Origin of the sequence: Providencia sp. R33 (assembly GCF_019343475.1) — a bacterium.
Lineage (GTDB): Bacteria > Pseudomonadota > Gammaproteobacteria > Enterobacterales > Enterobacteriaceae > Providencia.
In genome coordinates this window covers 1,213,841-1,238,304 of record NZ_CP072453.1, presented here as the reverse complement: position 1 = coordinate 1,238,304, position 24,464 = coordinate 1,213,841, and the positions used below count along the sequence as shown (strand labels likewise).

Here is a 24,464-nt window from a genome sequence, read left to right as displayed (position 1 = left end):
CGGCCTAGTGTGATTTACTTCATAAATTTGTCTGCTATTTGGTCTAACGTTAGCTCTATTCCGAATGTATTAAGAGCCTTCTGCAATCTCTTTGCTGTCTGTAATGATACGCTACGACTGCAATAGCGCAGATGGATAGAAACATACTGAACGGTCAAATTTGCGCTGTCTGCAAATTGCTGGCGCTCACGTTTAGATAGACCATTCCAGAATATTTTGAAGTTAAAATCTTTCATATCAACCACCATAAAGATAAACCGACTCACAATTTCAAATCATGATAACCAAATCGGTAATTTACCTAAAGGGTTAATTTGATATTTAATAGATAAACAGAATAAACAATATCGAACAAAATAAACGCAAGGGAAAAATACAGTGAAAAGCATTCAGGATATCAGAAGAGACAACCTTGTCTTTGTGATAGAAAAGCATTACGAAGGGAAACAGAAGAGCCTAGCGGCAGCGCTTGGTTGTGCTCCTAATGTTATTTCTCGTTATTTAATGTCCTCTGACATGAAAAGCCATCGTTCGCTTAGCGATCCTATTGCCAGAAAGATTGAGCACCTTACTAAGCTGCCTAAGTACTATATGGACAAGGATCACTTGAATGTCCCTGCTGAACAGATTGCAGACGAATTAGCCCGCCAGCCTACCGACATTGGGCGCATACTTGGTGATAACATCACAACATTCATGCTAATTGATGGTTTTAAATCACAGGCTCAGTTATCAGTTAAATCAGGCTTGGGTCAAGCAACTGTAAACCGAATTATTAAAAATGAGTCCAGTGCTACTGTTGATAGCGTTGCTGCTATTGCGGAAGCCTTAGGCCGTAAACCATATGAACTACTAATGTCTAAAGATGATTCAGATGTTCTTCATTACGATCATAAAAAATTTGCTGCATTGCCATTATGTGAGAAAGAAAAGATACAAGACTTTATTGAGTTCATAATTAGTAAAAACGAAAAGTAAAACAAAGCATTACATTTACAGCCAGCCTCGAGCTGGCTTTTTTATTTACAGAAAAGATAAACATATTGGTTATTTGTTTGTTTTTAACAGTTGACAACTGTCTTTTATGGTTTATTCTTTATCTCATATTAACCCACAAGGTTAACGCTCTTTAACAATACAGAATGGCTATCACACTCCTAAATTCTGTGAGCCGCAGAATGTCTTAGCTAACCCGTAGATTCGGAATGCAAGATTTGGACAGTGACAATATTAATCAATCTAGCTGTTTTAGCTGGATTTTTTTCACGCCACAAACATAAACAATTTGTTTATCAAAGGTGATTGAAATGATGTTTTTTATCGAAAATGGTTTTCATGTATTTATCGTACGTGGAAAAAGACAAGAGTTCATAAACTTTAAAGATGGTATCGAGTGGGCTTTCGTCACTTGGATAGCAATTCAAACCGACAAGGAATTATCTAATGAGCAATCAAGAACAAGAGCAATTTGAACAGCGCAAGTTAAGCAATATTGTTAGCGCAATCTTAATGGCTAATGACATTAACACGCCTGAAAATATTGATAAGCTAACTAATCACTTAAACAAAACAGCCACCAGCGAAGAGTTTGAGCAGTTCGAAAAGGTAGCTTTTGAGTTAAGCATTACCACTACATCAACGCCAAAGCTGATGTTTCTGCATGATAACGACATTATCAACGCTTACATTCATGTCATTAAGAACCCTGATAAATTCCGTTCTAATGTTGACCGCAAGAAATATTTCCAATCTTTAGTTTCACCTGACAAAGAAGAAGTTACCGAACCTGCTAAGCCTGATGTAATTACTCACGCCAGTAAAGATAAACAAAATGGTAATACTGAGCCGGAAATTATTAAAGAATGCCCCGTAAATGAACCACCTTACTTTGAACCTGGGCGTTACCCTGATATCCCTAATGATGTTTATCACAGCTCAAACGGTATCAGTAGTTCAATGCTGAAAGATGCTCGTATAAGCCTGATGTATTACAACCTCAGACACGTAAGCAAAATCATTATTCGTGAAAATAAACGCTGTTTTGATTTAGGTAGCGCGTTTCATACATTGACGATGGAGCCTGAAAAGTTCGGCACTGAATTCAGTGTTCGTCCTGAAATTCCAGAGGGAGCATTTACAAACACTGACTCCATGACGAAATGGATTGATGAATACAATGCTGGCTTACCCCAACCACGTAGCACTGACGAGCTAAAAGCAATAATTGAAGCTCATAACGCAACACTACCAGCACCGTTACCGTTATCTGGTTCAGTAGAGGAAATTGGAGGGTTGTATGCTGATTTACCTGATGAATTCAGAAAGATACCTGAATCAGATAAGCACACCGCTGCCGCAATGAAAGCATGTATTAAAGAGTTTAACGCAACACTACCAGAGCCATTAAAAACATCTGGTAGCCGTGATTTTTTACTCAATCAAATTTACTCAATTAACCCTGATTTATGGGGCGAGGAAACCAGTAAACCTGAACCTCTTAAAAAATCAGGCAAAAAAGAAGAAATTGCAGCATCAATTAAAGCGATTAATCCAGATGCAGTATTTGAAGATGATTTAATCAGCGCATGGCGAGGTGACGAAACAAAAATTCAAGTTGAAACAATTGATTTTCAAACCGCCAAAGACATGCGTGATGCTGTAATGAATCATCCAGAAGCTAGCGCATTAATCAATCATCCAAACCGAGTATCAGAAGTTAGCTATTACGGTGTTGACGATGATACAGGGCTTGAAACAAGAGTTAGGCCAGATATTGAAATTCAACTGAATGATAACCATCGAATTGGTTTTGACCTGAAATCCGTCTCTCTTGGTCGATTTAAGCAAGATGCAATTACATCGATGATCCGTAGAGAAATACTTAATCGTGATTATCACATCAGTGCAGGTATGTATTCCGATATCGCACAACTTGACCAGTTTTATTGGATATTCGTTAACTCTGATCCTCATTACCACTGGGTTGCAATCGTCGAAGCCTCACCAGAGTTATTAGAGCTAGGCCGCTTGGAGTACAAAAAGACGCTGCGTGATATCAATAACTCAATGAATACTGGTGTATGGCCTGCCCCGGTAACCGAAACACTCACCATTAATCTTACTGACTTTGAAACACGCAAGTTAGAAGAACTTCAATTAGAAGAAGCTTAATCCATTCTGGCGCCCTGCTTACTGCGTGGCGCTTATCAATTTAGAGGTAATCATCATGTCAGAAGTGGCAACCATCAATCAAAGTAATAACTTAGTCATGTTTAGCCCTGACAAACTACAAAGCTTAGTTGAGTTTTCTAAGTTAATGGCTGAGGGAACAGTTACCGTACCAGACCATTTAAGGGGTAAATCATCTGACTGCTTAGCTATTGTCATGCAGGCAATACAATGGGATATGAACCCTTTTGTTGTTGCACAAAAAACATATACCGTTAATGGCGTCCTTGGTTATGAAGCTCAATTAATTAACTCCCTAGTTTCTACTTCAACCGCTATTCATGGTCGTTTTCATTATGAATATAGCGAAGGTGGATGGGAAAAACTCACCAAAAGCAAAGAGCTTACTAAAAATCGAAACGGTAAAGATTATTCGTTCCGTGTTCGTGATTGGACCGATGCCGACGAACACGGATTATGGATACGTGTAGGCGCTATTTTACGTGGTGATAGCGAAATTACATGGGGAGAACGCATTTATCTATCCAGTGTGGTTACTCGCAATTCACCTTTATGGTCAACAAATCCAAAACAACAACTTGCTTATCTAGCTGTTAAATATTGGGCTCGTCTCTATTGCCCTGAAGTGATTCTAGGCGTTTATACCCACGATGAGCTACCAGATGCACCAATCAAAGATGTTACGCCACAAAAAGAGCGTGTAAGTCTTAATGAAATCACTCAGCAAAATGAGCCTGAGCAGCATCACGAAGCCACCAGCGGCGACAGCAATGTAATCACAGGTGAAATTGTTGATGATGGCTTTAACCCTGATGAAATGCGCCAAGCAATCAGTAACGCTGAGACATTGGAGCAGTTCAAAGCTATCCGTAGCCAGATTGAAGAGCTTAAATCAGTTATGGGTACCTCTTTATATACCGAACTCACCAATAAAGCTAAACAGGCTTATCACCGTGTTGATTCACGCAACAATCTTGAAGCACAAATTAACAGCCTACCTGCTGGTGGCTCACCAGAAGCTAAAGCAGCTTTCGAAAAGGTTGTTCAATTCCTTAATGCCAACAAACGCAAGCTTGGTGATGAGCTGTTCGATTCATTCAGTTTGACGCTGAACGACATGAAAGACGAATACCAATAATAAACTTGTGGTGGGGTTAGCCCCACCTTAGGGGAAATTATGAATTTAGAATCATTAAAATTAGAAATTATTGGCATAGAAGAAATCGGTACCATTGGGAAAGTTATTTCTTCTGACTTAGTTAAAAAAGTAACTGGCTTGGGTAGAACGGCATTAGATAGCCGTGATAAAGAAGGTATTCTAAGAAAAATCTATCTAGCCCCACGCAAGCATGTTTACTTATTGGATGAGGTAAACGCTTATTTAGATGACTGCATCACCAATCCAACCATGTACAAAGAAGACGAAGAAAACATAAAGCAAGCCAGACAAGCACCTGGTGCTAAAAAGGCCAAGCAATGACTATCAAACATCCAGCAATACGTTACCACGGTAGCAAGTTTAGATTAGCTAAATGGGTGATTAGCCACTTACCTGATCATCGTTGTTATGTTGAGCCGTTCGGGGGCGCGGCTGGTGTTCTAATGCAAAAAGAGCCTAGCTACGCTGAGGTGTATAACGATTTAGATAGCGAGGTAGTTAATTTATTTCAGGTGTTGCGTGATAAAGCAATGAATGAACAGCTACAACATGCTTGCTACTTAACACCCTATTCACGTGATGAATTCGAGCTGGCCAGAGTTCAAATCAATGACCCCATTGAACGCGCTAGGCGAATGGTTGTTCGTGCTTGTATGGGTTTTGGTTCCGCAGCTTCATCAGGTGGAACATCAGGTTTCCGCTCTGATAGTAAGCGCAAGTATGCAACGGCTTCACATCTTTGGGCTAAATACCCTGAAAACCTAGCCGCTGTATGCAGTCGGTTGCAAGGTGTGATCATAGAAAACAAACCAGCAACTGAATTAATCAAGCAGCATGACAGCGCTGATACCTTGTTTTATGTAGACCCCCCCTATGTTCCATCCACCAGAGTAATGCGAAATCGTTATTACAACTTTGAACTCACCACCGATCAACACCATGAATTACTGCAGGTACTTAAATCAGTATCTGGCATGGTTGCTATCAGTGGTTATGAATCAGAGTTGTACAACGATGAATTATCAAGCTGGCGAAAGGCAACAAAACAATCCCGTATTTCCGCAGGCCGTGGCACTGGAACCAGAACAGAGTGCCTGTGGATGAATTACTAATCCTCCCTTATGTGATTTAACTAACCAATTAGGTAATAACCATGAAAGATAACAACACTATTGCTGACAGCCTAGCCAGCGATATAGCTAAACATTGTTCTGAGTTTGAAAAATCACCCGAGTATGCAGAAATGATCCGTACTCATGTTAAAAGTCTTTATGAAAAAGCAATTAAAGATACTTTTAGCTGGGGAAATTTTCCTGACCGAGTTAAGAAAGCGCTTGAATCAGCACTTCCTGAAAATATTAGTGAAGTGGTCGACCTGCCTAAATATAACCTATTGATGGCTAAAGAGCTTTCTAGCCAATGGGAAATGAATGGTATCAGCGAGCAAATGGTTAACGGCATGAAAGATTTGGTATTGAACTTTATCAAATCACATGAAATTCCAAAATATATCAAAGCATCTGACCTTTGGAGAGCATACGTAGATCAATATCAAGAAGAAGCGGCTCATGAGGGCTGGGGAAGACCACTAGTGGTTATTTCCGAGGGAGAATATACATGGGAAAAAGGATTTTTTCATATCGGCTTGGAGAAAGAGCCAACTAGCAACTCTTCATACGGCCATAGAAGCAAAGAAAAATATCATCAGTGCGATACCTACCTTAGCTTCCATCAAAAAACCACTAGAGAAATGCGTGAAGACGTAGCAGTTATGCATGATGGGTATCCAGTTTACAGCCTATACGCTGGTGAGCTTGAAAACCATGACACGCTTGGTAAGCAAGTTTTTCAGTTCCGTTCTGAGTTTGAGCGCCTTGTTGGTGCACTTTATTACGGCGGCAGCTTATTAGTTTGGGATGAGTCACCAGAAGATATTTGCTACTGCAATGATTATTAATTGAGGGGTAAAAATTATGTCTATTAAACCTGAATTAGTAGAACGCGATGAAAATGGCTATTGGTTTCATTCTCAAATTCCAGAAACAGAATCTAGTGAAATAGTTAAAGAATGGATGAATAAAAATAAGTTAGACCATTCATTAACATTTATGGAGGGTGATATTAGCTGCTATCACCCTATTTACGAAAGATATTTTGAAAATGGTGACATTAGTATTTCAGATTGGAATCCTAGCAAACCAGAAGGTCGTGGATGGTTTGTTGGCGGTATCTATGAAACTGAAGAAGGCCCTGTGTGCATGTGGCTTCGCCAGCTAGCCGATAAGGAAAAAGATACTCAGCTTAAAATGGTGAAAGATGCTATCGGTGCCGCCGAAAAAGCCGCCTTTCAATATTCTATGATGTGCAAGGAAGATCCTGAAGCTAGCCTTATCTATAACAAAATTCGTAACGTGCTTACTCTAGGTGGCTGACATGAAGAAAAAAATTCAACACGCCTGTGATTACCAAGGCTATGACTTCGGTGCTCACTATATTGATAGTCAATGTATTGATGGTTATTTGTGGGATTTGGATGCTTGTGATGGTAGCGGAAATTTATACGAACCAATGGAAACTATCCCATGCCCTAAATGTAACTCAAATGCATGGCTAGAAAACTATCGTTGGTTGTTTATCAATGATGGCGCTAATCATGGCTGTACAGGTTTGCCATTCAATAAAATTGGACGTCTGTATATTAACGAAGAAATTAGAGCTAAGCCCGGTGCAGTTAAGAAAATATACCGCTGGTTAAAGCGTGGTTATTACTACGGGCTAAAGAATCGCCACTAACTCTCAGGAATGAATATGAAAGTGGAACAATCAAAAATAAAGAAACTTGTTATCTCAAATGTTCAAAATCACGACCCTATTCACGTCTATCTTGAAGATTACGGCGACAACCGCCAAGGCCGTGTGACTATCAGTGAGTTTAGTGAATCGTGGTCATGCTACTGGGGTGGCATGGGTATGCGCCTAACCGATTTTTTATTATGGATAACAAATCAATACTGGATTGGTTATTTAGACCCAAGTTTAGACAGGGAAGTTGATGCCGATAATGAAGAAAATATTGCTTTTGTTAAAAAAGAAATAATGCGGTGTCGCAGAAAAGGAATTATAGATGAATTTGATGCGCGTAGCATGTTTGATGATGTCGAATATAGCGAAGATATAATGCATGATATGTTTTTCCCAAGGATTGGAATTACATATGAAAAGCTGTTCAATGGAGACCCTTATTCCGTTAGTTGGCCTAAACAAGAAAATCCAGATTATTGGCGAATGGAATCACGCCTTAATGTAATTCGTGAAGCACTTAAACAATTAAAGGTGGAGTGATGGATAAATCAAGGCAGCAATTTGAAGAAACAATAAAGAAACTTAGCGACCCATCAGAGTTTGAATCAAAACTTAAACTTGCAAATAACGGATTAAATTACGCTGACCGTGACGTTGATTTAATGTGGATTAGCTGGCAAGCATCACGCGAGAGTTTTGAAATTGAATTACCAGAGTCATTTATTGCAAATGAAACTTGGTGCTACGACGAAGATTTAGTTAATCAAGCATTAATCAGCAACGGAGTGAAAATAAAAAATGGCAATTAAAATTATAAAAAGCGCACTTGAATTAGCTGGATTTAAAGTTCAAGGTCAGTATGAGCATGAAATGCAATATTGGCAACGATGCTGTAAATGCGGAAATATTACCAGCGGCAAAGGCGATGTAATAACTAAGCCTTGCGTAAAATGCCAAGGAACTATTTATGATATGTATATGGGCTCAGAGAAACCAGAGTGGGCTAAATAAAGAATCAAACAACATAGATAAATAACCATGCAAATAATCGGATATGTATTACTGCTTGTAACACAGGGTTCTGCTGTGCCTGTATCTGAGCAAATATACACACAGCAAGAATGCGAGAGCCGTGCTATGCAGATAATGCAGGTGCGGGATGTTGAGATAATTTGTGGTGAGGTGATTCGTGAAAGATAAGCAAAAAATACTTAATTCATTATTTACTCGGTTAAATTGGGATGCGCAAGATACTGGGATGATTCGATTACGTAACGCTGAAATTGGAGGAAAGCTTCAAATAAGATGCACTGCACTATGGAAAGAAGTAATTAACGCTACTGAACCAACTGAGGATTTAATTAACCGATTAACTGTATTTCATGATGATGTTGAAAAAGCAGCTAAAGAAACAGGGTTGTATAAATGAAAAAATATAATCTTATTTATTGTGATCCCCCTTGGCAATACAGCAATAAAGTTTCCAACGGTGCCGCAAATAACCACTACCAAACCACCAGCCTTTTTGATTTAAAACACCTACCCGTTCATACCATTGCCGAAGATGATGCAGTGCTTGCCATGTGGTACACAGGTAACTTTGTGCAAGAAGCGTTTGAGCTAGCCAAAGCGTGGGGTTTTACTGTACGCACATCAAAGGCATTTACATGGGTTAAGTTTAATTCATTGGCTCATGAGCGTTTCGATAAGGCCCTACAAAATGGCACTTTGTTTGATTGGCATGACATGCTGGATCTACTTAATGCCGAAACAAAAATGAATGGTGGCAACTACACCAGAGCCAATAGCGAGGATGTATTAATCGCCACTCGCGGCAACGGCATAGAGCGTATGAGTGCCAGCGTTAAACAAATTGTGTTTAGTTGCTTAGGCGAACATAGTCAAAAGCCATGGGAGGTTAAAAATAGGCTTGAACAATTATACGGTGACGTTAATCGCATAGAATTATTTGCGCGTGACATGTCACAAGGTTGGGATGCTTGGGGCAATGAATGCCCGAATAACAGCATTGAATTTACTGGGCCACAATTTAAACCTAAGGAGACCATCATTGATTGAGTTCATTTTGATAGCATACGCATGGATTGCAGGATATGTTTTCTCTGTAATTGGTGCAGAAAACGATAGCCGCCCTGTAATTATAGAGCGGCTTTTTTATTCCGTATTTTGGCTGGTGGTTGGTGCATCGATGCTATCAACTTTACTGGCCACAAAAGTTTTAGGCTCAGAAAAATAAATCTCTTAAATTTTACCCCTCTCTTTTTCTATCCAACCATCAACCATATTAGCCCACTGCTGTAACATATCGCTACGCTGCTCTGCATACTCTGCCTTGTTATAAACAGCACGTACGCCTTTTTGTTCGTGGGCTAAACACTTCTCTATCCAGTCAGAATTGAAGCCAGCCTCATGTAGTAATGTGCTGGCTGTTCTTCTCAAATCATGGACTGTCAACGGTTCAAAATTAATCCCTTTATCATTAATACGCTTAATAACACCAGTGATCACATTGTTTAATGACGCATTAGACATATGCTTGCTAATATCATGTCTACCCGGTATCAAATATTCACTCCCCATAGCACAGGCCTTTAAGCCAATGAGAATATCGTAGGCTTGCTCAGATAAATAAATTACGTGCGCCCTTCTTCCTTTCATCCTCGCCTTAGGTATGATCCAAGCCCTTTCCTCAAAATCTATTTCACTCCATGTCGCTTTTATAAATTCGCTTTTTCTAACCAGCGTTAATATCACGAACTTAACCGCTAATTTCAGGGTTGGGTAACAGCTATAATTTTCTAACTCATTAAAAAATATTCCGACTTCTTTAGCTGTCATTGCCCTATCGCGTGCCTCAAAGGTAGCGATTGAAGAAGCTTTGATACTGCTAACAGGGTTTTCTATCTCATAACCACGATCAATAACGTAGTCGAACACAGAGCCCACAATTTCACGTATCTGCAAAGCCGTTGCCTTGCCGCCACGCTCTTTAATTTTTTCACATAAGGCCCTAACCTTTTGTGTCGTGATTTCTTCTAGCTGTAATTTACCCAGTGTTGGATATAGATCCCTTTCGACAATAGCAGTCTTCATATCTAGCGTGCTGTCTGCGAAACGGGTTTCTGATAGATATTTGACGGTATAGTCTTTCAAGGTTAACCCTACTTTTCGCTTTGTAATACCGTCTCTCTTCTGTGAAGCTGGTGATACGCCTGCATTCAGCGTCTTTTTGGCGTCAATTAGCATTTCTCTTGCTTCTGCAAGGGTAATACCGTCATCGCTGTAGCGTCCAAACGTTATCGTTTCTCTACGCCCATTAAAGCGGTAATCATATCTAAATGATATGGAACCAGTTTTTGTAACAGCAACATACAAACCGTCACGATCAGCTACCTTATATAGCTTGTCTTCAGGCTTTAAGCTCTTTAATTTTTTATCGGTTAACACGTCGGTATTCCTTTGCGTGATACCGTCATTTTTATGTTTTATTTGACGGTATTAAGTTATCAATTTAGTCATTATTATTTCTGATACCGTCATATATACCGTCAAAATTATCCGCAATTGTCAACTGCTAAAGACTGTTAAAAACAAAAAGGCACCAGTAACTAACTGATGCCTTTGGATTTATCGATAACTAAAAACTGTTATCAACAATAACTATATTATTCCCACTCAATCGTCGCAGGAGGCTTACCGCTGATATCATAAACTACGCGGGAAATGCCACTAACCTCATTGATGATGCGGTTAGAAACGCGGCCTAAGAAATCGTATGGTAAGTGTGCCCAGTGCGCGGTCATAAAGTCGATGGTTTCAACGGCACGCAGTGAGACAACCCAGTCGTATTTACGGCCATCGCCCATAACGCCAACTGAGCGAACAGGTAAGAATACAGTGAATGCTTGGCTAACTTTATGATACAAATCTGCTTTATGCAGCTCTTCAATAAAGATAGCATCTGCGCGGCGCAGTAAATCACAGTACTCTTTCTTCACTTCACCTAATACACGAACACCTAAACCTGGGCCCGGGAATGGGTGGCGATATAACATGTCATAAGGCAGGCCTAGCTCTAAACCGATTTTACGCACTTCGTCTTTGAACAGCTCTTTTAACGGTTCAACTAAACCCAGTTTCATATCGTCTGGCAACCCACCCACATTGTGGTGAGATTTAATGACGTGTGCTTTACCCGTTGCAGAAGCCGCTGACTCGATAACATCTGGGTAGATAGTACCTTGAGCTAACCATTTGATGTTTGGCAGTTTAGATGATTCTTCATCGAAAACTTCGATAAACACATGGCCAATTTTCTTACGTTTTGCTTCTGGGTCGCTGATCCCAGCCAGTGCGTTTAAGAAACGATCTTCGGCTTTCGCATGAATAATGTTCAGGTCAAATTTCCCTTCGAACATTTCCATTACTTGGTCAGCTTCATTTAGACGTAATAAACCATTGTCGACGAAAACGCAGGTTAAGCGTTTGCCAATGGCACGGTTTAACAGTAACGCAGTAACAGAAGAGTCAACGCCACCTGACAATGCCAGTAATACGTGGTCATCACCAATTTGCTCTTTTAAGCGCGCAACGGTGTCTTCGATAATCGCCGCAGGTGTCCATAATGCGTCACACTGGCAAATATCTTTAACGAAACGCGTTAAAATATTCAGGCCTTGGTGAGTGTGAGTCACTTCAGGGTGGAATTGTACACCGTAGAATTTTTTCTCTTCGTTTGCCATGATGGCATACGGGCAGCTTGGTGTGCTCGCGATGGTTTTAAAGTCTGCTGGGATAGCCGTTACTTTGTCGCCATGGCTCATCCACACATCTAAAACAGGCTTGCCTGCTTCATTGAGAGAGTCTTTGATATCACGGAACAGTTCACATTGCTCTGTAATTTCAACGTTAGCGTAACCAAACTCACGCTCACCTGAAACTTCAACCGCGCCACCAAGTTGCATAGACATGGTTTGCATGCCATAGCAGATACCTAATACAGGCACGCCTGCATTGAAGACATAGTCTGGCGCGCGTGGGCTATCAGTCTCAGTCGTACTTTCTGGGCCACCAGAAAGAATAATACCATTTGGATTAAATTCTCGAATTTGCTCTTCTGTAACGTCCCACGCCCAGAGTTCACAATAAACGCCAATTTCACGGATACGGCGGGCAATTAGCTGTGTATATTGCGAACCGAAGTCAAGGATAAGGATGCGATGCTTATGGATATTTGTTGTCATTTGAGGAGAATTCCAAAAATTCAAGTCAAAAATAAAAATTGGTAGCGTGCGGGACATCAGCACGCCACCCTGTAAAGTTATCAGTTATTGTCCCAAACGATAGTTTGGTGATTCTTTTGTGATAGTCACATCGTGTACGTGGCTTTCTTGAATACCTGCGCCACTGATACGGACAAATTCCGCTTTTGTTCTCAGAGCGTCAATCGTACCACAACCAGTCAGCCCCATACAGGAACGTAAACCACCCATTTGTTGGTGAATGATTTCTTTCAGGCGGCCTTTGTATGCAACACGGCCTTCGATACCTTCTGGCACTAATTTATCTGCGGCGTTATCAGATTGGAAATAACGGTCTGAAGAGCCTTTAGACATTGCCCCTAATGAGCCCATCCCACGGTACGCTTTATACGTACGGCCTTGGAACAGAATTGTTTCGCCCGGGGACTCTTCAGTCCCTGCGAACATAGAACCCACCATCACACACGCAGCACCCGCTGCAATCGCTTTGGAAATATCACCAGAGAAACGAATACCACCATCGGCAATAACTGGAATACCCGTACCTTCAAGTGCTTCCGCCGCTTCTGCGATTGCGGTAATTTGCGGTACACCCACACCCGTTACGATACGAGTTGTACAAATTGAACCTGGGCCAATACCGACTTTTACTGCGCTCACGCCAGCATCTGCCAACGCTTTTGCGCCTTCAGCAGTTGCTACGTTACCACCAATGATTTGTAAGTCAGGGTATTTTTGGCGAGTTTCACGAATACGTTGTAATACACCTTCAGAGTGTCCGTGTGAAGAGTCAATCAGTAAGACGTCAACACCTGCCGCAACCAGCGCATCAACACGCTCTTCGTTGCCACCACCAGCACCTACCGCAGCACCAACACGTAAACGACCTTGGTCGTCTTTACATGCGTTTGGTTTACGTTCCGCTTTCTGGAAGTCTTTAACGGTGATCATTCCTAATAGGTGGAAGTTATCGTCGATGACTAAGGCTTTTTCTACGCGTTTTTCATGCATTTTTTGTAATACGATTTCGCGTGCTTCGCCTTCTTTGACCGTCACTAAGCGTTCTTTTGGCGTCATAACCGCAGTAACAGGTTGATCTAAATCTGTTACGAAACGCACATCACGGCCCGTAATGATACCGACTAGTGAATTGTCTTTTGCCACCACAGGGTAACCAGCGAAACCATTACGCTCAGCCATTTCTTGCACTTCACGGATAGTGGTATCTGGGGTAACGGTGACAGGGTCTGTGACAACACCACTTTCATGTTTTTTCACGCGGCGAACTTCTTCCGCTTGGCGCTCGATAGACATGTTTTTGTGGATGAAGCCAATCCCACCTTCTTGAGCCAAGGCGATTGCAAGGTCAGATTCGGTGACGGTATCCATTGCTGCAGAAAGCATTGGAATGTTCAGGCGGATGTTTGCAGTCAGTTGAGTAGAGAGATCAGCGGTATTTGGTAATACAGTTGAGTGTGCAGGAACGAGTAATACATCGTCGAAAGTTAGTGCTTCTTTTTTAATGCGTAACATAGGCAATATCCCACCAGGCAGCGTTATGGAAAGGTATAAAATATTGCCGCGGCATTATACACACCGTAATCGGTTGCTTCCAGCCTTTTTTTGAAAAATTACTTGATAACTCTGATAGCTAGGTTAGTATTTAGCGATTAAGTCCTTGTTTTAAAATTTGATCTAGCTCACATGTCAACATCACAAAATAGTGCAATTTTTTCTGTTAGCAAGCTTAACCTCGCTGTTCGCGAACTTCTCGATCAGCAAATGGGCCGGATATGGCTGACCGCAGAAATTTCGAATTTTTCCCAGCCAAGTTCAGGTCATTGGTATTTGACGCTGAAAGATGACCGTGCGCAGGTTCGTGCGGCGATGTTCCGTGGGCAAAATGCACGAGTGACCTTCCGCCCGCAAAATGGGCAACAGGTTTTAGTGCGCGCTACTGTCACATTGTATGAACCCCGTGGTGACTACCAGTTAATCATCGAAAGTATGCAGCCCGCGGGTGAAGGGTTATTACAGCAACGCTTCGAATTGCTAAAACAAACACTAAGTGCGCAAGGTTTGTTCGATACACAGCATAAAAAACCGTTACCCAGTCCAGCAAAATGCGTGGGGATTATTACTTCTGCAACGGGCGCGGCCTTACACGATATTTTAAATATTCTTCGCCGCCGTGACCCTTCACTGCCAATTGTTATCTACCCCACTGCGGTTCAAGGGGATCTCGCTCCTGCACAAATCGCACGTATGATTGAATTAGCGAATTTACGTCGTGAATGTGATGTATTGATTGTTGGCCGTGGTGGTGGCTCATTAGAAGACTTATGGGCATTTAATGAGGAAATCGTCGCAAGAGCGATATTTTCAAGCCAATTACCCATTATCAGCGCTGTAGGCCATGAAACTGACGTCACCATTGCCGATTATGTGGCTGATGTGAGAGCGCCAACACCATCCGCGGCCGCGGAATTGGTCAGCCGTAACCAACAAGAAATGTTGCGCCAGATAAAATCAGCACAGCAACACCTTGAAATGGCAATGGATTATTACATCGCAGGGCAACAGCAGCGCTTTGCTAAGCTCCATCACCGTTTACAACAGCAACACCCTCAATTACGTTTAGCAAGGCAACATAATCAGCTGAATTTATTGCAACAAAAGCTTGCTCAGTCAATGACTCGTCAATTGCAAACTGCCTCAGTTAAATTTGATAGAGCCAACCGTCGCCTGCAACAAAATGATTTACGACCGCAATTGCAAAAACAACAACGACACCTGCAACAAACACAATATCATCTACAAAATATGATGACGCAGTTAGTGAATAGTTATAAGCAACGTTTTGCAGTGGCATGTTCAAAAATGGAAGCAGTCAGCCCGTTAGCAACACTCGCGCGTGGCTTTAGTATCAGCGAAGCGCCCGATGGCGCCGTCTTGAAAAAAACCACTCAAGTTAAGCTGGGGCAGCAACTACGCACGCGCTTAAATGATGGTTGGGTAGAAAGTGAAATTACCCATATTGAAAAAGTAAAAGCAAAACGCTCAACGAAAAAAACAAATTAACTGTTTTATGGGTTTCATCTATTTAACTTGATGAAACCCATATTTTAAATGCTAATTAGAAACGGATCTGACCGCCAAGCATATAGGTACGCCCTCTCGCTGTCGCATTATGTTTACCACGTTCCTCCATAATTGCTGTGGAATTTGAACGGTTTAGTGCATCAGAATAATTTTTATTTGTTACGTTGTTTATTGTCATCATTAATTTGACGTTTTTGTTAATTTCGTAATCGGTGTACAAATCAATCACTGTTGGCTGCTTTTCATATTTATCTTTTAAAGCATTCCCTTCATTATCTACAATAGATTCAACACCAATACGTTTGGATGGCCCAGTCCACGTTACCGTCGTTCCCAATGTTAACTTTTCATCCAATAAGCGGACACCTGTATCTAATGTTAAATAATAATCAGGTAGTTCCGTAAAATCTCCTGCACTAAAATCTGCGGTTTTCGCAATGGACGTAGGCTGGTCTCCAGTCTCTTTTGTATAAGAAAGCATTGAATAGAATACACCTGCATCATAGTTTGCTTGTAGTTCATAACCACGCAAATTAACGTCTTTTATTTCATTCGAATAGATATAACTTTTTTGAGTAATATTCGGAAACTCGTTGTCCCAAACATCATCGTTCATCAAACACCATTCTAATTCAACCGCATTTGTTGGCTTACACAATAAATATGGCTTGCTCGTAATGTAATTTTTAATTTCTGTATTAAACCACAACGCTTTCAGATTAAATTGGTCGCCTTCAACAAATAAATCAGGTTTTAAACTGTTAAACCCAACCTGCCACGTATTTGCTCTTTCACCTTTTAAAAATGGATTCATACTTTGTCCGCCATTTTGCGAATAAAATACTTCCTGTGAATTTGGAGCCCTCATTGAATGTGCATAACTCACAAAAGGCTGGAATTCAGGTATGATTTCAGCAGAAAGTAATACTCCAGGGTTAAAACCACTCTCTTTTAAGTTAATATTGGCCTCTTCCTGAGGAAAGCATTTCTCAGTTTCATCGCAAGCGGGTTTATAACCTTTTAAACGGTAGTGCATATAATTCAAATCAAATACCGCCGTATAAATATCGTATTTCGCTTCTAGTTGCGTATAACCGCTGGCTAAATCCAGTGTGCCTTCTGGGGAAAAAGGGTTATATTTTAATGTGTCATCATCAATAACTGAACTGACTGTCTTTTGGTATTTCGTTTTCGATAATTTAGAACCAATTTTCCATTGAAAATCAACATCCCCATAAGAAAACCGGCTGGTATTTGAGATATTAAGGCCATCTGCAATATTTTTAGACCCGCCCTCTCTTAAAGCCCACCCAAGGGAATCCCCTTCAAACTTTTGGTTGCTGTTACTGTGGTTTGCTAACACCTCAATATCCACTAATTCATTTAATGGCGTATATTTATACTTAAGGTAATAATCTTCACTGTCAATTTTACGACGAGTTAATTTATTTTGTAAAAAACGACCGCTAAACTCTAATTCATGCGTATCATTTGGTTTATATTTTAATTTGGTTAATTGTGATTGAGGCTTTTGTTTAAACGTTGAATCCGTTGCAAAATCATTACTGTCATATCCCGCACCATTTTTATAACTTCCGGGAATATTGTGACCGCTGACGGCAATTAAACCGCCAAAATATCCATCCCCATCATTTAATAATGTTTTTCCTGCAACGGAAACCATACCGTTATAGCCAATGCCGTTATCACCCCAACTTCCTTTGCTACGTAGTCCATATAAATTATCTTTAAAAATGACATCATCAATACCAAGAGTGCGAAAGTTTGCGCTACCAGCTAAAGCATTCACACTATTACTGCCATTTAATTGCCCTTTTTCTACCTCAACTTCAACAATAAAATTAGGGTCTATCAATGCGCCGAAATCATTATTGGGTTGTTGTCCATGAGTATATTGACTAGGCGAAATACCGTAGTAACTTTGCGTTACGCCATCCACCATCATATTAACGCGACCAAACCCGCTCAGGCCACGAATGTTCACATTGATAGTGCCTTGGCTACCATCCATTTGGGTGTACGTTCCGGGCATAGTACGGATGAGTTTATCCATACCTTGTAACTTATTTTCAGTACCAACAGCGCTATAAGCACCTGGTTTTTCCAATGCCTTAACCAAAGGTGTTTGTTTTTGCGCACCTGAGACTTTTAATTGGCTAAATTTAACAACTTTCTCTTTGCCTTGATTTTCTTGCTGTGTATTTTCAGCCAAAGCAATGCCCTGAGCGCCAGTAAAAACCATACTCGCACTCAATATTATTATTTTATTTTTCATGTAAACCATTCCTGTAAACGCAATATTTCTATTCGCGCCCACAGTGCATTCCAATATAAAAAGGATAAATTCAATACCCTTAATTGAATTTTCCCAAAAAGCTCCCTCTAAATGCATCAACACATTTAGAGGGTTATTATTAGAGTGAATAAACTATTTTAAATAAGGAAAGTATTTTGCTTTATCTTCTAACATCAAAAGGAAACTGTAATCTAATGCAATATCATCAAGTGCGTTAAAACGCCCAGATTTACCACCGTGCCCTGCATTCATATTGGTTTCTAATAACAATAAGGAATTACCTTGTTTCATGTCGCGTAATTTAGCCACCCATTTAGCGGGTTCCCAATATTGAACTTGGGAATCATGCAGACCCGTAGTCACCAACATATGTGGATAACGCTGTGCTTTAATATTGTCGTAAGGGCTATAGGATTTTATGCGCCAATAAGCCTCTTCATTTTCTGGATTGCCCCACTCATCATATTCCCCCGTAGTCAATGGGATCGAAGGGTCAAGCATTGTGGTCACAACATCCACAAACGGCACCGCAGAAACCACTCCTTCATATAACTCAGGCGCCATATTCACAACGGCCCCCATTAATAAACCGCCTGCACTGCCCCCCATCGCATAAATATGCCCTTTTTGCCCATAGCCTTGGTCAATAAGCGCATTGGTTGCATCGATAAAGTCAGTGAAGGTATTCATCTTATGGATAGTCTTACCTTGCAAATACCATTTTTTACCCAGCTCACCCCCACCACGAATATGCGCGATAGCATAGACAAAACCACGGTCTAACAATGACAACCTTGATGAACTAAATGAAGGGTCTAAACCATAACCATACGCGCCATAACCGTAGACAAGTAATGGGTTTTTACCCTGCTTAAATAGATCCTTGCGATAAACCAATGAAACGGGAACTTTTACGCCATCTTTCGCTGTTATCCACAAACGTTCACTTTGGTAATTTGCTTTATCGAAATCTTTGACATCGTCTTGTTTTAGTAACTGTTTTTCTTGCGTTTGCATATTAATTTCATACACAGAAGACGGCGTGGTCATCGATGAATAACCATAACGCAATTTATTGGTATTAGGCTCTGGATTATTGGATATCCATGCCATATATGCAGGGTCATCAAACGTCACATAATTTTCTTGCTGGGTTTGCCAATCAATTTGGCGGATATTTACCAACCCATTCGCCCGCTCTTCAAGCACCAGCCAGTTATTAAAGAGTTCAAATCCTTCTAAATCAACATCATCGCGAGGAGCGATTAATGTCGACCACGCAGCAAAATCATCATGTTTTTCTGCATTGTTATTGGTATACAAACCAAATAATGGATTTTGATGGTTTGAGCGAATATAGAACTTCCCATTGAAATGATCAGGGTAGTATTCCACACCCGTTTGGCGAGGTTTAAAGGTTTCAATCGCTTTGTCAGGGTGGTTAGCATCGATAAAACGGTATTCGGATGTCTCTGTACTGGTAATGCCAATAAAAATGATATCTTTCGAAGTCGATTTACTTAAACTCACGTAAAACGTGTCGTCGTTTTCTTCATAAAGCAGTTTGTCTTGTGCTTGTTTTGTGCCTAACTTATGGCTAACCACTTGATAAGGTAATAAAGTTTGCTTGTCTTTATTCACATAGAATAAAGTTTGGTTATCATTCGCCCAAACAATATTGCCTGATGTATTCATCAACACATCATTTTGCCACTGGTTTTCATTAATTTTACGAAATGAAACCGCGAATTCATTACGCCCTTGCCTGTCTTCTGCAATCGCCATCATGGTATTGTCGGGGGAAATAGTTAACGCACCCATGCGATAATATTCCGTACCTTCCGCACGTTGGTTACCATCCACCAAAACAACCCATTCACCTTGGCTATTTACAGGACGTCTTTCATAAATGGCATAGTTTTTCCCAGCCACAACACGAGTGCGGTAGGTATAGCCATTAAAATCGTATGGAACTGACTCGTCATCTTGTTTCATACGTGAAAATAACTCGTCATAAATCTCTTTTTTTAAAGATTCACCTAGTTTAAGTTCTTGCTGAGTATAGGCATTTTCTTGTGTGAGGTAATCAATGACCGCCGGAGCCTTACGCTCATCATCTCTTAACCAATAATAGTTATCGACACGGGTATCACCGTGGATTGTCATCGTGTGTGGCTGTTTTTTAGCCATCGGTGCTGTCATTCGTTCCTCCGCAAACACTGCGCTTGTCTGTAATCCTAATAATGCAATAAGACAAAATTTAACGGCTCCTGATAAGCCTGACAATCTATTTAAGTGCGTTCGCATTTTTTACCCTGATTATTTATTTTCAATCGTAAAATCAATCGGCAGTTCCACCGTCACTTTGCCTTGAGATAACATATCAGCAGGTGGTATCGGCAAGGGCTCAGCTCGAGTGAGCACCCGTTGCGCCTCTCTATCTAATGAGTTTGTGCCTGAGCTTCTGATTAATGCACTATTCACAATATACCCCTGTGCATCTACCTCAAATTTAATCACTGGCTTTCCAATACGATTACGCCGTTTGGCATCCTCTGGATAACGCTTAAATTTATTCAGTTGCCCAAGGACGAGCGCTTCCCATTGTCGTTGCTCATCATCTGATTGCGCATGGCTGTTAAATGCTGCCGCAACACGCTCAGTTTGTTGCTTCGCCGCCGCATCACTTGTTACAGGGGCAGCGCTGGCTTTTGAGTTATCACTTTCTAACTCACTAATACGCTTGTTTTTCACGTCCTTGCGTTCTTTTTTCGGCACTGGTGCAGTTTTCTTTTTTTCCACCTTTGCCACTAATACTTCAGCCTCTTCGTTAATCGGCACTGGTGGGATGACTGCATCATCCATAACCGCTTCTTGCGCTTGGCTGGCAATCGCGAGCTCTTGAGTTTCACCGATATTAGTTTCGGTTAACTGTTTAGCTTGTGACTCAATGGATATTTCCATCACCACTGAGGGGGGCGGCAATAAATGTTGCCAATCATTTTCAGTAACCTTTAAAAAAAGGAGAATAACTGCAACATGCAAAATAATGGCCAAAACAAAAGCACCACTGCTTTTCGTCGTTCTACCGTATTCTAAAGTGATCGTCGACATTTTAATCTTTCATGTAACAACAAAGGACGCAAATGATAATCAATAACAAATGCAAATGAAAACTATTTATTACAAATAGTGCCAATTCATTCACATTATTAATATTTATTTAGCTTAATTAGCCTGACTATTAATCACTTATTGGGGTATACCAGACGTAATCAGCATGTAAGTTATCAATCTCGCTGCCTTTTTCAGAGATAATTAACACCTTAAATTCCGTTTCTGGTGATAAATCTTGTAAGTGAAGCGGTACGCCAATAGCACGAGTTGCATGATATCCTCCGGCAAACAGTAATGCAGGCTGTGGCGCATTAATCAAAGCGTTAGCCATTGCGCGGTCACGCATTTGTTGGATAACCGTCATTTTGACGACCTGCTCAGCCGTCAATTCACCACCATGGGAGGACTCAATCGTTTTACTGATAATCTCTTGTACGACGGGTTGAGTTGAATGCGCCCCCGCCAATTTAGGCGGATTTGCATAAGCCTTTGTAATCACATCTTTATCTAAGTTTGCGGCTAACACAGGATAAGGCTGCGCTAAAACATGCTTAATCAGCTCGCCGTATTGTTCCCATGGCCAGCCCGCATTCCATTTGATCGCTGTTTGTAACCGTTCATCACGGATATAAGCATTACCCTGTAATTCCGCTTTTGCTCTATTGAATTCTTTCTGTTGCGAGGGTGTCATCATCTCCAATAAAACAGCACCTTGCGGCCTTACTTGCTGCATTTCTTGGGCTAGCCACTGTTCTATTTGATGGTGATAATGGTTGTCGTGTTTTTCACCCACGATGACATGGGAAGATTGAGCAAGTTGTTGTACTAGTTGTTCTGGCGTGATTGATTCCCCCGTGGATAAATCAATCAATTGATTTTGTTCTACGAGTTTATGATCGAGTTGAAGTGTTTTTTGCGGAGATTTCTGAACACACCCTACCAGTAATACGAAGCCTGTCAGTAATGCGGTAGCTTTTCCAATAAAGCGTTTTGATATCATTATTTTATTTTCCATTATGCAGATGAAGCCCACAAAATACAGATAATGATAATCATTTTCAATTAAAAAAGGGCTTCCTATTAAATATGGAAGCCCTTTTATGCTTAATTTAAAGCCAAACCAATTGGAATATTAGAGTGGGTTTGTTTGTGCCTCAACAACAGCTAGTGCCACCATGTTCACAATTCGGCGAACAGAGGCAATTGGTGTTAAAATATGCACAGGTTTCGCAACCCCCATTAACACAGGCCCGACGGTCACGCCATCAGAGCTAGTCACACGTAGCAAGTTATAACTGATACGGGCAGCTTCCATTGTTGGCATAATCAATAGGTTAGCAGAGCCTTTTAATGGGCTATCTGGCATGACATCTTTGCGAATAGATTCAACCAAGGCTGCATCCGCATGCATTTCACCATCAATTTCAAGGTGTGGATCACGGGCTTTGATCAAGGCTAAAGTATCACGCATTTTTTGTGCAGATGGACAATTGGAAGAACCAAAACTTGAGCGGGATAATAAGGCCACTTTTGGTTCAATACCAAAACGACGTACTGTATCTGCAGCCATTAAGGTAATTTCTGTTAACTCTTCAGGGGTTGGATCTTCATTGACGTAAGTATCCGCAATAAAAGTATTACCTGTTGGCAGTAATAATGCATTCATTGCACCCGCAGTATGAACACCTTCACGGAAACCAAACAGATCTTTTACCACTTCATAGTGTTCGCCATAACTGCCTACTGTACCGCAAATCATACCGTCAGCTTCACCACGTAACACCATGATACCGCCAATCAACGTTGGGTTATTGATCACGGCACGGCGAGCCATTTCTTGCGAAATACCACGGCGCTTCATGATTTGGTAATATTCCTGCCAATATTCTTTATAGCGTGGGTCATTTTCATTGTTGACCACTTCAAAATCTTTGCCTAATTCAATATGTAGGCCGAGTTTTTGAATACGCATTTCAATAACACTAGGGCGCCCCACTAGAATTGGGAATGCTAAACCTAATGAAACCAGTTCCTGCGTTGCATGCAGTACGCGCTCTTCTTCCCCTTCAGCTAAAACAATGCGTTTTTTCGCTGTTTTCGCTTGGGAGAAAATCGGTTTCATAAATAAATTTGTTTTATAAACAAACTGGTTTAATTTTTCGATATATGCATCAAAATCCGCAATTGGGCGGGTTGCCACGCCAGAATCCATCGCTGCTTTCGCCACGGCTGGGGCAATTTTAACAATCAGGCGCGGGTCAAATGGTTTTGGAATGATGTATTCAGGACCGAAGAACAGGTCTTGGTTACCATATGCTGAAGCCACTTCTTCACTTTGTTCTGCAAGCGCCAAATCGGCAATCGCGTAAACGCAAGCCAGTTTCATTTCTTCGTTAATGGTCGTCGCCCCAACATCCAGCGCCCCACGGAAAATGAACGGGAAACATAATACGTTATTGACCTGATTTGGGTAATCAGAACGACCTGTACAAATGATAGCATCGGGGCGTACTTCTTTCGCCAGCGGCGGTAAAATTTCTGGTTCAGGGTTCGCCAGCGCTAAAATTAGCGGGTCTTTCGCCATCGTTTTCACCATTTCTGGTGTTAATAAACGAGGTCCTGAACAACCTAAGAAAATGTCTGCGTCTGGAATCGCATCCGCCAGAGTACGCTGGCCATTATCTTCAATCGCATAAGCGGCTTTCGTGACATCCATACGTTCATCACGGCCTTTAAAAATCACGCCTTTTGAGTCACAAACAGTGATATTTTCACGTTTAAGACCTAATGCAACCAACAGATTCATACATGCGATTGATGCTGCACCTGCACCTGAGACCACTAAGCGAACATCGCCAATCTCTTTTTTCACAATACGCAGACCATTGATTACCGCAGCTGTACAGATAATCGCCGTACCGTGTTGGTCATCGTGGAACACAGGGATTTTCATGCGTTCACGTAATTTTTGCTCAATATAAAAGCACTCTGGCGCTTTGATATCTTCTAAGTTGATCCCACCAAAGGTCGGCTCAAGGGAGGCAATAATATCAACCAATTTATCAGGATCAGTTTCATCGACTTCAATATCAAAGACATCAACGCCAGAAAACTTTTTGAATAAAACCCCTTTTCCTTCCATAACAGGCTTACCGGCTAAGGCGCCAATATTTCCTAAACCAAGAACTGCCGTTCCGTTTGATACAACACCCACTAAGTTACCTTTAGCTGTATAGCGATAAGCTTTAAGTGGATCATCGGCAATTTCAAGGCATGGTACTGCAACGCCGGGGGAATACGCTAATGCAAGATCACGTTGGGTTGTTAAGGGTTTTGTCGGGGTAACCGTGATTTTCCCTGGATGTGGAAACTCATGAAAATCAAGAGCACTTTGTTTTAATTTATCATCCATCGTCAAGTCCTTTCAAAATAGGTAAGGTAAGAGCGATAACAGTATAAACACATCTCACTAGCAAATCATGATCATGCTGGCAAT

26 protein-coding genes are annotated in these 24,464 nt (G+C 41.1%); 17 read left to right on the top strand and 9 right to left on the bottom strand.

What is annotated here, in order from left to right; translation table 11 throughout:
* Positions 1-14 precede the first annotated feature (14 nt).
* The gene (locus tag J6836_RS05705) at positions 15-236 is read right to left on the bottom strand and encodes a hypothetical protein (protein WP_226537964.1); all 222 of its coding nucleotides are present in this window, start codon (positions 234-236) and stop codon (positions 15-17) included.
* A gap of 142 nt (positions 237-378) precedes the next feature.
* Between J6836_RS05705 and J6836_RS05700 the strand changes: the two genes are divergently transcribed.
* The 16 genes from J6836_RS05700 (at position 379) to J6836_RS23080 (ending at position 9,407) form a co-directional block, all read left to right on the top strand.
* Positions 379-978: a helix-turn-helix domain-containing protein gene (locus J6836_RS05700; protein ID WP_181488008.1), complete on the top strand. Its 600-nt coding sequence runs from the start codon at positions 379-381 to the stop codon at positions 976-978.
* Between the two features lie 329 nt (positions 979-1,307).
* Entirely contained in the window at positions 1,308-1,472 is a 165-nt protein-coding gene (locus J6836_RS23085) for a hypothetical protein (protein WP_172767124.1), read from the top strand.
* The gene (locus tag J6836_RS05690; RefSeq protein WP_219247586.1) at positions 1,444-3,171 is read left to right on the top strand and encodes a PD-(D/E)XK nuclease-like domain-containing protein; all 1,728 of its coding nucleotides are present in this window, start codon (positions 1,444-1,446) and stop codon (positions 3,169-3,171) included. Before J6836_RS23085 ends, J6836_RS05690 begins: the two co-directional genes overlap by 29 nt.
* A 55-nt stretch (positions 3,172-3,226) precedes the next feature.
* On the top strand, positions 3,227-4,327 hold the full coding sequence (locus J6836_RS05685; RefSeq protein ID WP_219247584.1) for a RecT family recombinase: 1,101 nt from the start codon (positions 3,227-3,229) through the stop codon (positions 4,325-4,327).
* 39 nt (positions 4,328-4,366) lie between these two features.
* Entirely contained in the window at positions 4,367-4,669 is a 303-nt protein-coding gene (locus tag J6836_RS05680; RefSeq protein WP_140179383.1) for a hypothetical protein, read from the top strand.
* Positions 4,666-5,460: a DNA adenine methylase gene (locus J6836_RS05675; RefSeq protein WP_219247582.1), complete on the top strand. Its 795-nt coding sequence runs from the start codon at positions 4,666-4,668 to the stop codon at positions 5,458-5,460. Before J6836_RS05680 ends, J6836_RS05675 begins: the two co-directional genes overlap by 4 nt.
* A gap of 41 nt (positions 5,461-5,501) precedes the next feature.
* Positions 5,502-6,305: a hypothetical protein gene (locus J6836_RS05670; protein ID WP_219247581.1), complete on the top strand. Its 804-nt coding sequence runs from the start codon at positions 5,502-5,504 to the stop codon at positions 6,303-6,305.
* Positions 6,306-6,321: 16 nt separating this feature from the next.
* Positions 6,322-6,780 (top strand): hypothetical protein, encoded by a 459-nt coding sequence (locus J6836_RS05665; protein WP_219247578.1) that lies wholly within the window; start codon positions 6,322-6,324, stop codon positions 6,778-6,780.
* A gap of 1 nt (position 6,781) precedes the next feature.
* Positions 6,782-7,141 carry a hypothetical protein gene (locus tag J6836_RS05660; protein WP_219247576.1) on the top strand — a complete coding sequence of 120 codons (360 nt, stop codon included), beginning with the start codon at positions 6,782-6,784 and terminating at the stop codon, positions 7,139-7,141.
* A 15-nt stretch (positions 7,142-7,156) separates the two neighbouring features.
* A complete protein-coding gene (locus J6836_RS05655; protein ID WP_219247575.1) occupies positions 7,157-7,690 on the top strand; it encodes a hypothetical protein in 534 nt (177 codons plus the stop codon).
* Complete coding sequence (locus J6836_RS05650) at positions 7,690-7,959, top strand: hypothetical protein (protein WP_219247573.1); 270 nt, start codon at positions 7,690-7,692, stop codon at positions 7,957-7,959. Before J6836_RS05655 ends, J6836_RS05650 begins: the two co-directional genes overlap by 1 nt.
* Positions 7,949-8,161 carry a hypothetical protein gene (locus J6836_RS05645; protein ID WP_219247571.1) on the top strand — a complete coding sequence of 71 codons (213 nt, stop codon included), beginning with the start codon at positions 7,949-7,951 and terminating at the stop codon, positions 8,159-8,161. Before J6836_RS05650 ends, J6836_RS05645 begins: the two co-directional genes overlap by 11 nt.
* Before the next feature lie 27 nt (positions 8,162-8,188).
* Positions 8,189-8,350 (top strand): hypothetical protein, encoded by a 162-nt coding sequence (locus J6836_RS05640; protein WP_219247569.1) that lies wholly within the window; start codon positions 8,189-8,191, stop codon positions 8,348-8,350.
* Positions 8,340-8,579, top strand: coding sequence for a hypothetical protein (locus J6836_RS05635; RefSeq protein ID WP_219247567.1), 240 nt, complete (start codon positions 8,340-8,342; stop codon positions 8,577-8,579). Before J6836_RS05640 ends, J6836_RS05635 begins: the two co-directional genes overlap by 11 nt.
* A complete protein-coding gene (locus J6836_RS05630; protein WP_219247565.1) occupies positions 8,576-9,229 on the top strand; it encodes an MT-A70 family methyltransferase in 654 nt (217 codons plus the stop codon). Before J6836_RS05635 ends, J6836_RS05630 begins: the two co-directional genes overlap by 4 nt.
* Positions 9,222-9,407, top strand: coding sequence for a hypothetical protein (locus J6836_RS23080; RefSeq protein WP_117162283.1), 186 nt, complete (start codon positions 9,222-9,224; stop codon positions 9,405-9,407). Before J6836_RS05630 ends, J6836_RS23080 begins: the two co-directional genes overlap by 8 nt.
* Positions 9,408-9,412: 5 nt before the next feature.
* Here the strand turns inward: J6836_RS23080 and J6836_RS05620 are convergent, their stop codons facing one another.
* The 3 genes from J6836_RS05620 to guaB form a co-directional block, all read right to left on the bottom strand.
* Complete coding sequence (locus tag J6836_RS05620) at positions 9,413-10,618, bottom strand: tyrosine-type recombinase/integrase (protein WP_219247563.1); 1,206 nt, start codon at positions 10,616-10,618, stop codon at positions 9,413-9,415.
* A 218-nt stretch (positions 10,619-10,836) separates the two neighbouring features.
* On the bottom strand, positions 10,837-12,414 hold the full coding sequence (gene guaA, locus J6836_RS05615; protein ID WP_219247561.1) for a glutamine-hydrolyzing GMP synthase: 1,578 nt from the start codon (positions 12,412-12,414) through the stop codon (positions 10,837-10,839).
* 84 nt (positions 12,415-12,498) lie between these two features.
* Positions 12,499-13,965, bottom strand: coding sequence for an IMP dehydrogenase (gene guaB / locus J6836_RS05610; RefSeq protein WP_219247559.1), 1,467 nt, complete (start codon positions 13,963-13,965; stop codon positions 12,499-12,501).
* Between the two features lie 171 nt (positions 13,966-14,136).
* Here guaB and xseA point away from each other — a divergent pair, with 171 nt between their 5' ends.
* On the top strand, positions 14,137-15,513 hold the full coding sequence (gene xseA, locus J6836_RS05605; protein ID WP_219247557.1) for an exodeoxyribonuclease VII large subunit: 1,377 nt from the start codon (positions 14,137-14,139) through the stop codon (positions 15,511-15,513).
* A gap of 55 nt (positions 15,514-15,568) precedes the next feature.
* Here xseA and J6836_RS05600 read toward each other — a convergent pair whose 3' ends face one another.
* The 5 genes from J6836_RS05600 to maeB all read right to left on the bottom strand — a co-directional run bounded on the left by J6836_RS05600 (position 15,569) and on the right by maeB (position 24,380).
* Positions 15,569-17,830, bottom strand: a complete 2,262-nt coding sequence (locus tag J6836_RS05600; protein WP_219247555.1) for a TonB-dependent receptor — start codon at positions 17,828-17,830, stop codon at positions 15,569-15,571.
* Between the two features lie 153 nt (positions 17,831-17,983).
* The gene (locus J6836_RS05595; RefSeq protein ID WP_219247553.1) at positions 17,984-20,158 is read right to left on the bottom strand and encodes a S9 family peptidase; all 2,175 of its coding nucleotides are present in this window, start codon (positions 20,156-20,158) and stop codon (positions 17,984-17,986) included.
* Between the two features lie 12 nt (positions 20,159-20,170).
* Positions 20,171-20,965 carry a TonB family protein gene (locus tag J6836_RS05590; protein WP_219247551.1) on the bottom strand — a complete coding sequence of 265 codons (795 nt, stop codon included), beginning with the start codon at positions 20,963-20,965 and terminating at the stop codon, positions 20,171-20,173.
* A gap of 130 nt (positions 20,966-21,095) precedes the next feature.
* Positions 21,096-21,968 carry a ChaN family lipoprotein gene (locus J6836_RS05585; RefSeq protein ID WP_219247549.1) on the bottom strand — a complete coding sequence of 291 codons (873 nt, stop codon included), beginning with the start codon at positions 21,966-21,968 and terminating at the stop codon, positions 21,096-21,098.
* 132 nt (positions 21,969-22,100) lie between these two features.
* Positions 22,101-24,380, bottom strand: a complete 2,280-nt coding sequence (maeB, locus tag J6836_RS05580) for an NADP-dependent oxaloacetate-decarboxylating malate dehydrogenase (RefSeq protein ID WP_219247547.1) — start codon at positions 24,378-24,380, stop codon at positions 22,101-22,103.
* Positions 24,381-24,464: the final 84 nt, after the last annotated feature.

Coding starts and splice junctions, on each gene's coding strand:
- J6836_RS05705 (WP_226537964.1), bottom strand. CDS start 236: ATGAAAGATTTTAACTTCAAAATATTCTGGAATGGTCTATCTAAACGT.
- J6836_RS23085 (WP_172767124.1), top strand. CDS start 1,308: ATGATGTTTTTTATCGAAAATGGTTTTCATGTATTTATCGTACGTGGA.
- J6836_RS05690 (WP_219247586.1), top strand. CDS start 1,444: ATGAGCAATCAAGAACAAGAGCAATTTGAACAGCGCAAGTTAAGCAAT.
- J6836_RS05685 (WP_219247584.1), top strand. CDS start 3,227: ATGTCAGAAGTGGCAACCATCAATCAAAGTAATAACTTAGTCATGTTT.
- J6836_RS05680 (WP_140179383.1), top strand. CDS start 4,367: ATGAATTTAGAATCATTAAAATTAGAAATTATTGGCATAGAAGAAATC.
- J6836_RS05675 (WP_219247582.1), top strand. CDS start 4,666: ATGACTATCAAACATCCAGCAATACGTTACCACGGTAGCAAGTTTAGA.
- J6836_RS05670 (WP_219247581.1), top strand. CDS start 5,502: ATGAAAGATAACAACACTATTGCTGACAGCCTAGCCAGCGATATAGCT.
- J6836_RS05665 (WP_219247578.1), top strand. CDS start 6,322: ATGTCTATTAAACCTGAATTAGTAGAACGCGATGAAAATGGCTATTGG.
- J6836_RS05660 (WP_219247576.1), top strand. CDS start 6,782: ATGAAGAAAAAAATTCAACACGCCTGTGATTACCAAGGCTATGACTTC.
- J6836_RS05655 (WP_219247575.1), top strand. CDS start 7,157: ATGAAAGTGGAACAATCAAAAATAAAGAAACTTGTTATCTCAAATGTT.
- J6836_RS05650 (WP_219247573.1), top strand. CDS start 7,690: ATGGATAAATCAAGGCAGCAATTTGAAGAAACAATAAAGAAACTTAGC.
- J6836_RS05645 (WP_219247571.1), top strand. CDS start 7,949: ATGGCAATTAAAATTATAAAAAGCGCACTTGAATTAGCTGGATTTAAA.
- J6836_RS05640 (WP_219247569.1), top strand. CDS start 8,189: ATGCAAATAATCGGATATGTATTACTGCTTGTAACACAGGGTTCTGCT.
- J6836_RS05630 (WP_219247565.1), top strand. CDS start 8,576: ATGAAAAAATATAATCTTATTTATTGTGATCCCCCTTGGCAATACAGC.
- guaA (WP_219247561.1), bottom strand. CDS start 12,414: ATGACAACAAATATCCATAAGCATCGCATCCTTATCCTTGACTTCGGT.
- guaB (WP_219247559.1), bottom strand. CDS start 13,965: ATGTTACGCATTAAAAAAGAAGCACTAACTTTCGACGATGTATTACTC.
- xseA (WP_219247557.1), top strand. CDS start 14,137: ATGTCAACATCACAAAATAGTGCAATTTTTTCTGTTAGCAAGCTTAAC.
- J6836_RS05600 (WP_219247555.1), bottom strand. CDS start 17,830: ATGAAAAATAAAATAATAATATTGAGTGCGAGTATGGTTTTTACTGGC.
- J6836_RS05595 (WP_219247553.1), bottom strand. CDS start 20,158: ATGCGAACGCACTTAAATAGATTGTCAGGCTTATCAGGAGCCGTTAAA.
- J6836_RS05590 (WP_219247551.1), bottom strand. CDS start 20,965: ATGTCGACGATCACTTTAGAATACGGTAGAACGACGAAAAGCAGTGGT.
- J6836_RS05585 (WP_219247549.1), bottom strand. CDS start 21,968: ATGATATCAAAACGCTTTATTGGAAAAGCTACCGCATTACTGACAGGC.
- maeB (WP_219247547.1), bottom strand. CDS start 24,380: ATGGATGATAAATTAAAACAAAGTGCTCTTGATTTTCATGAGTTTCCA.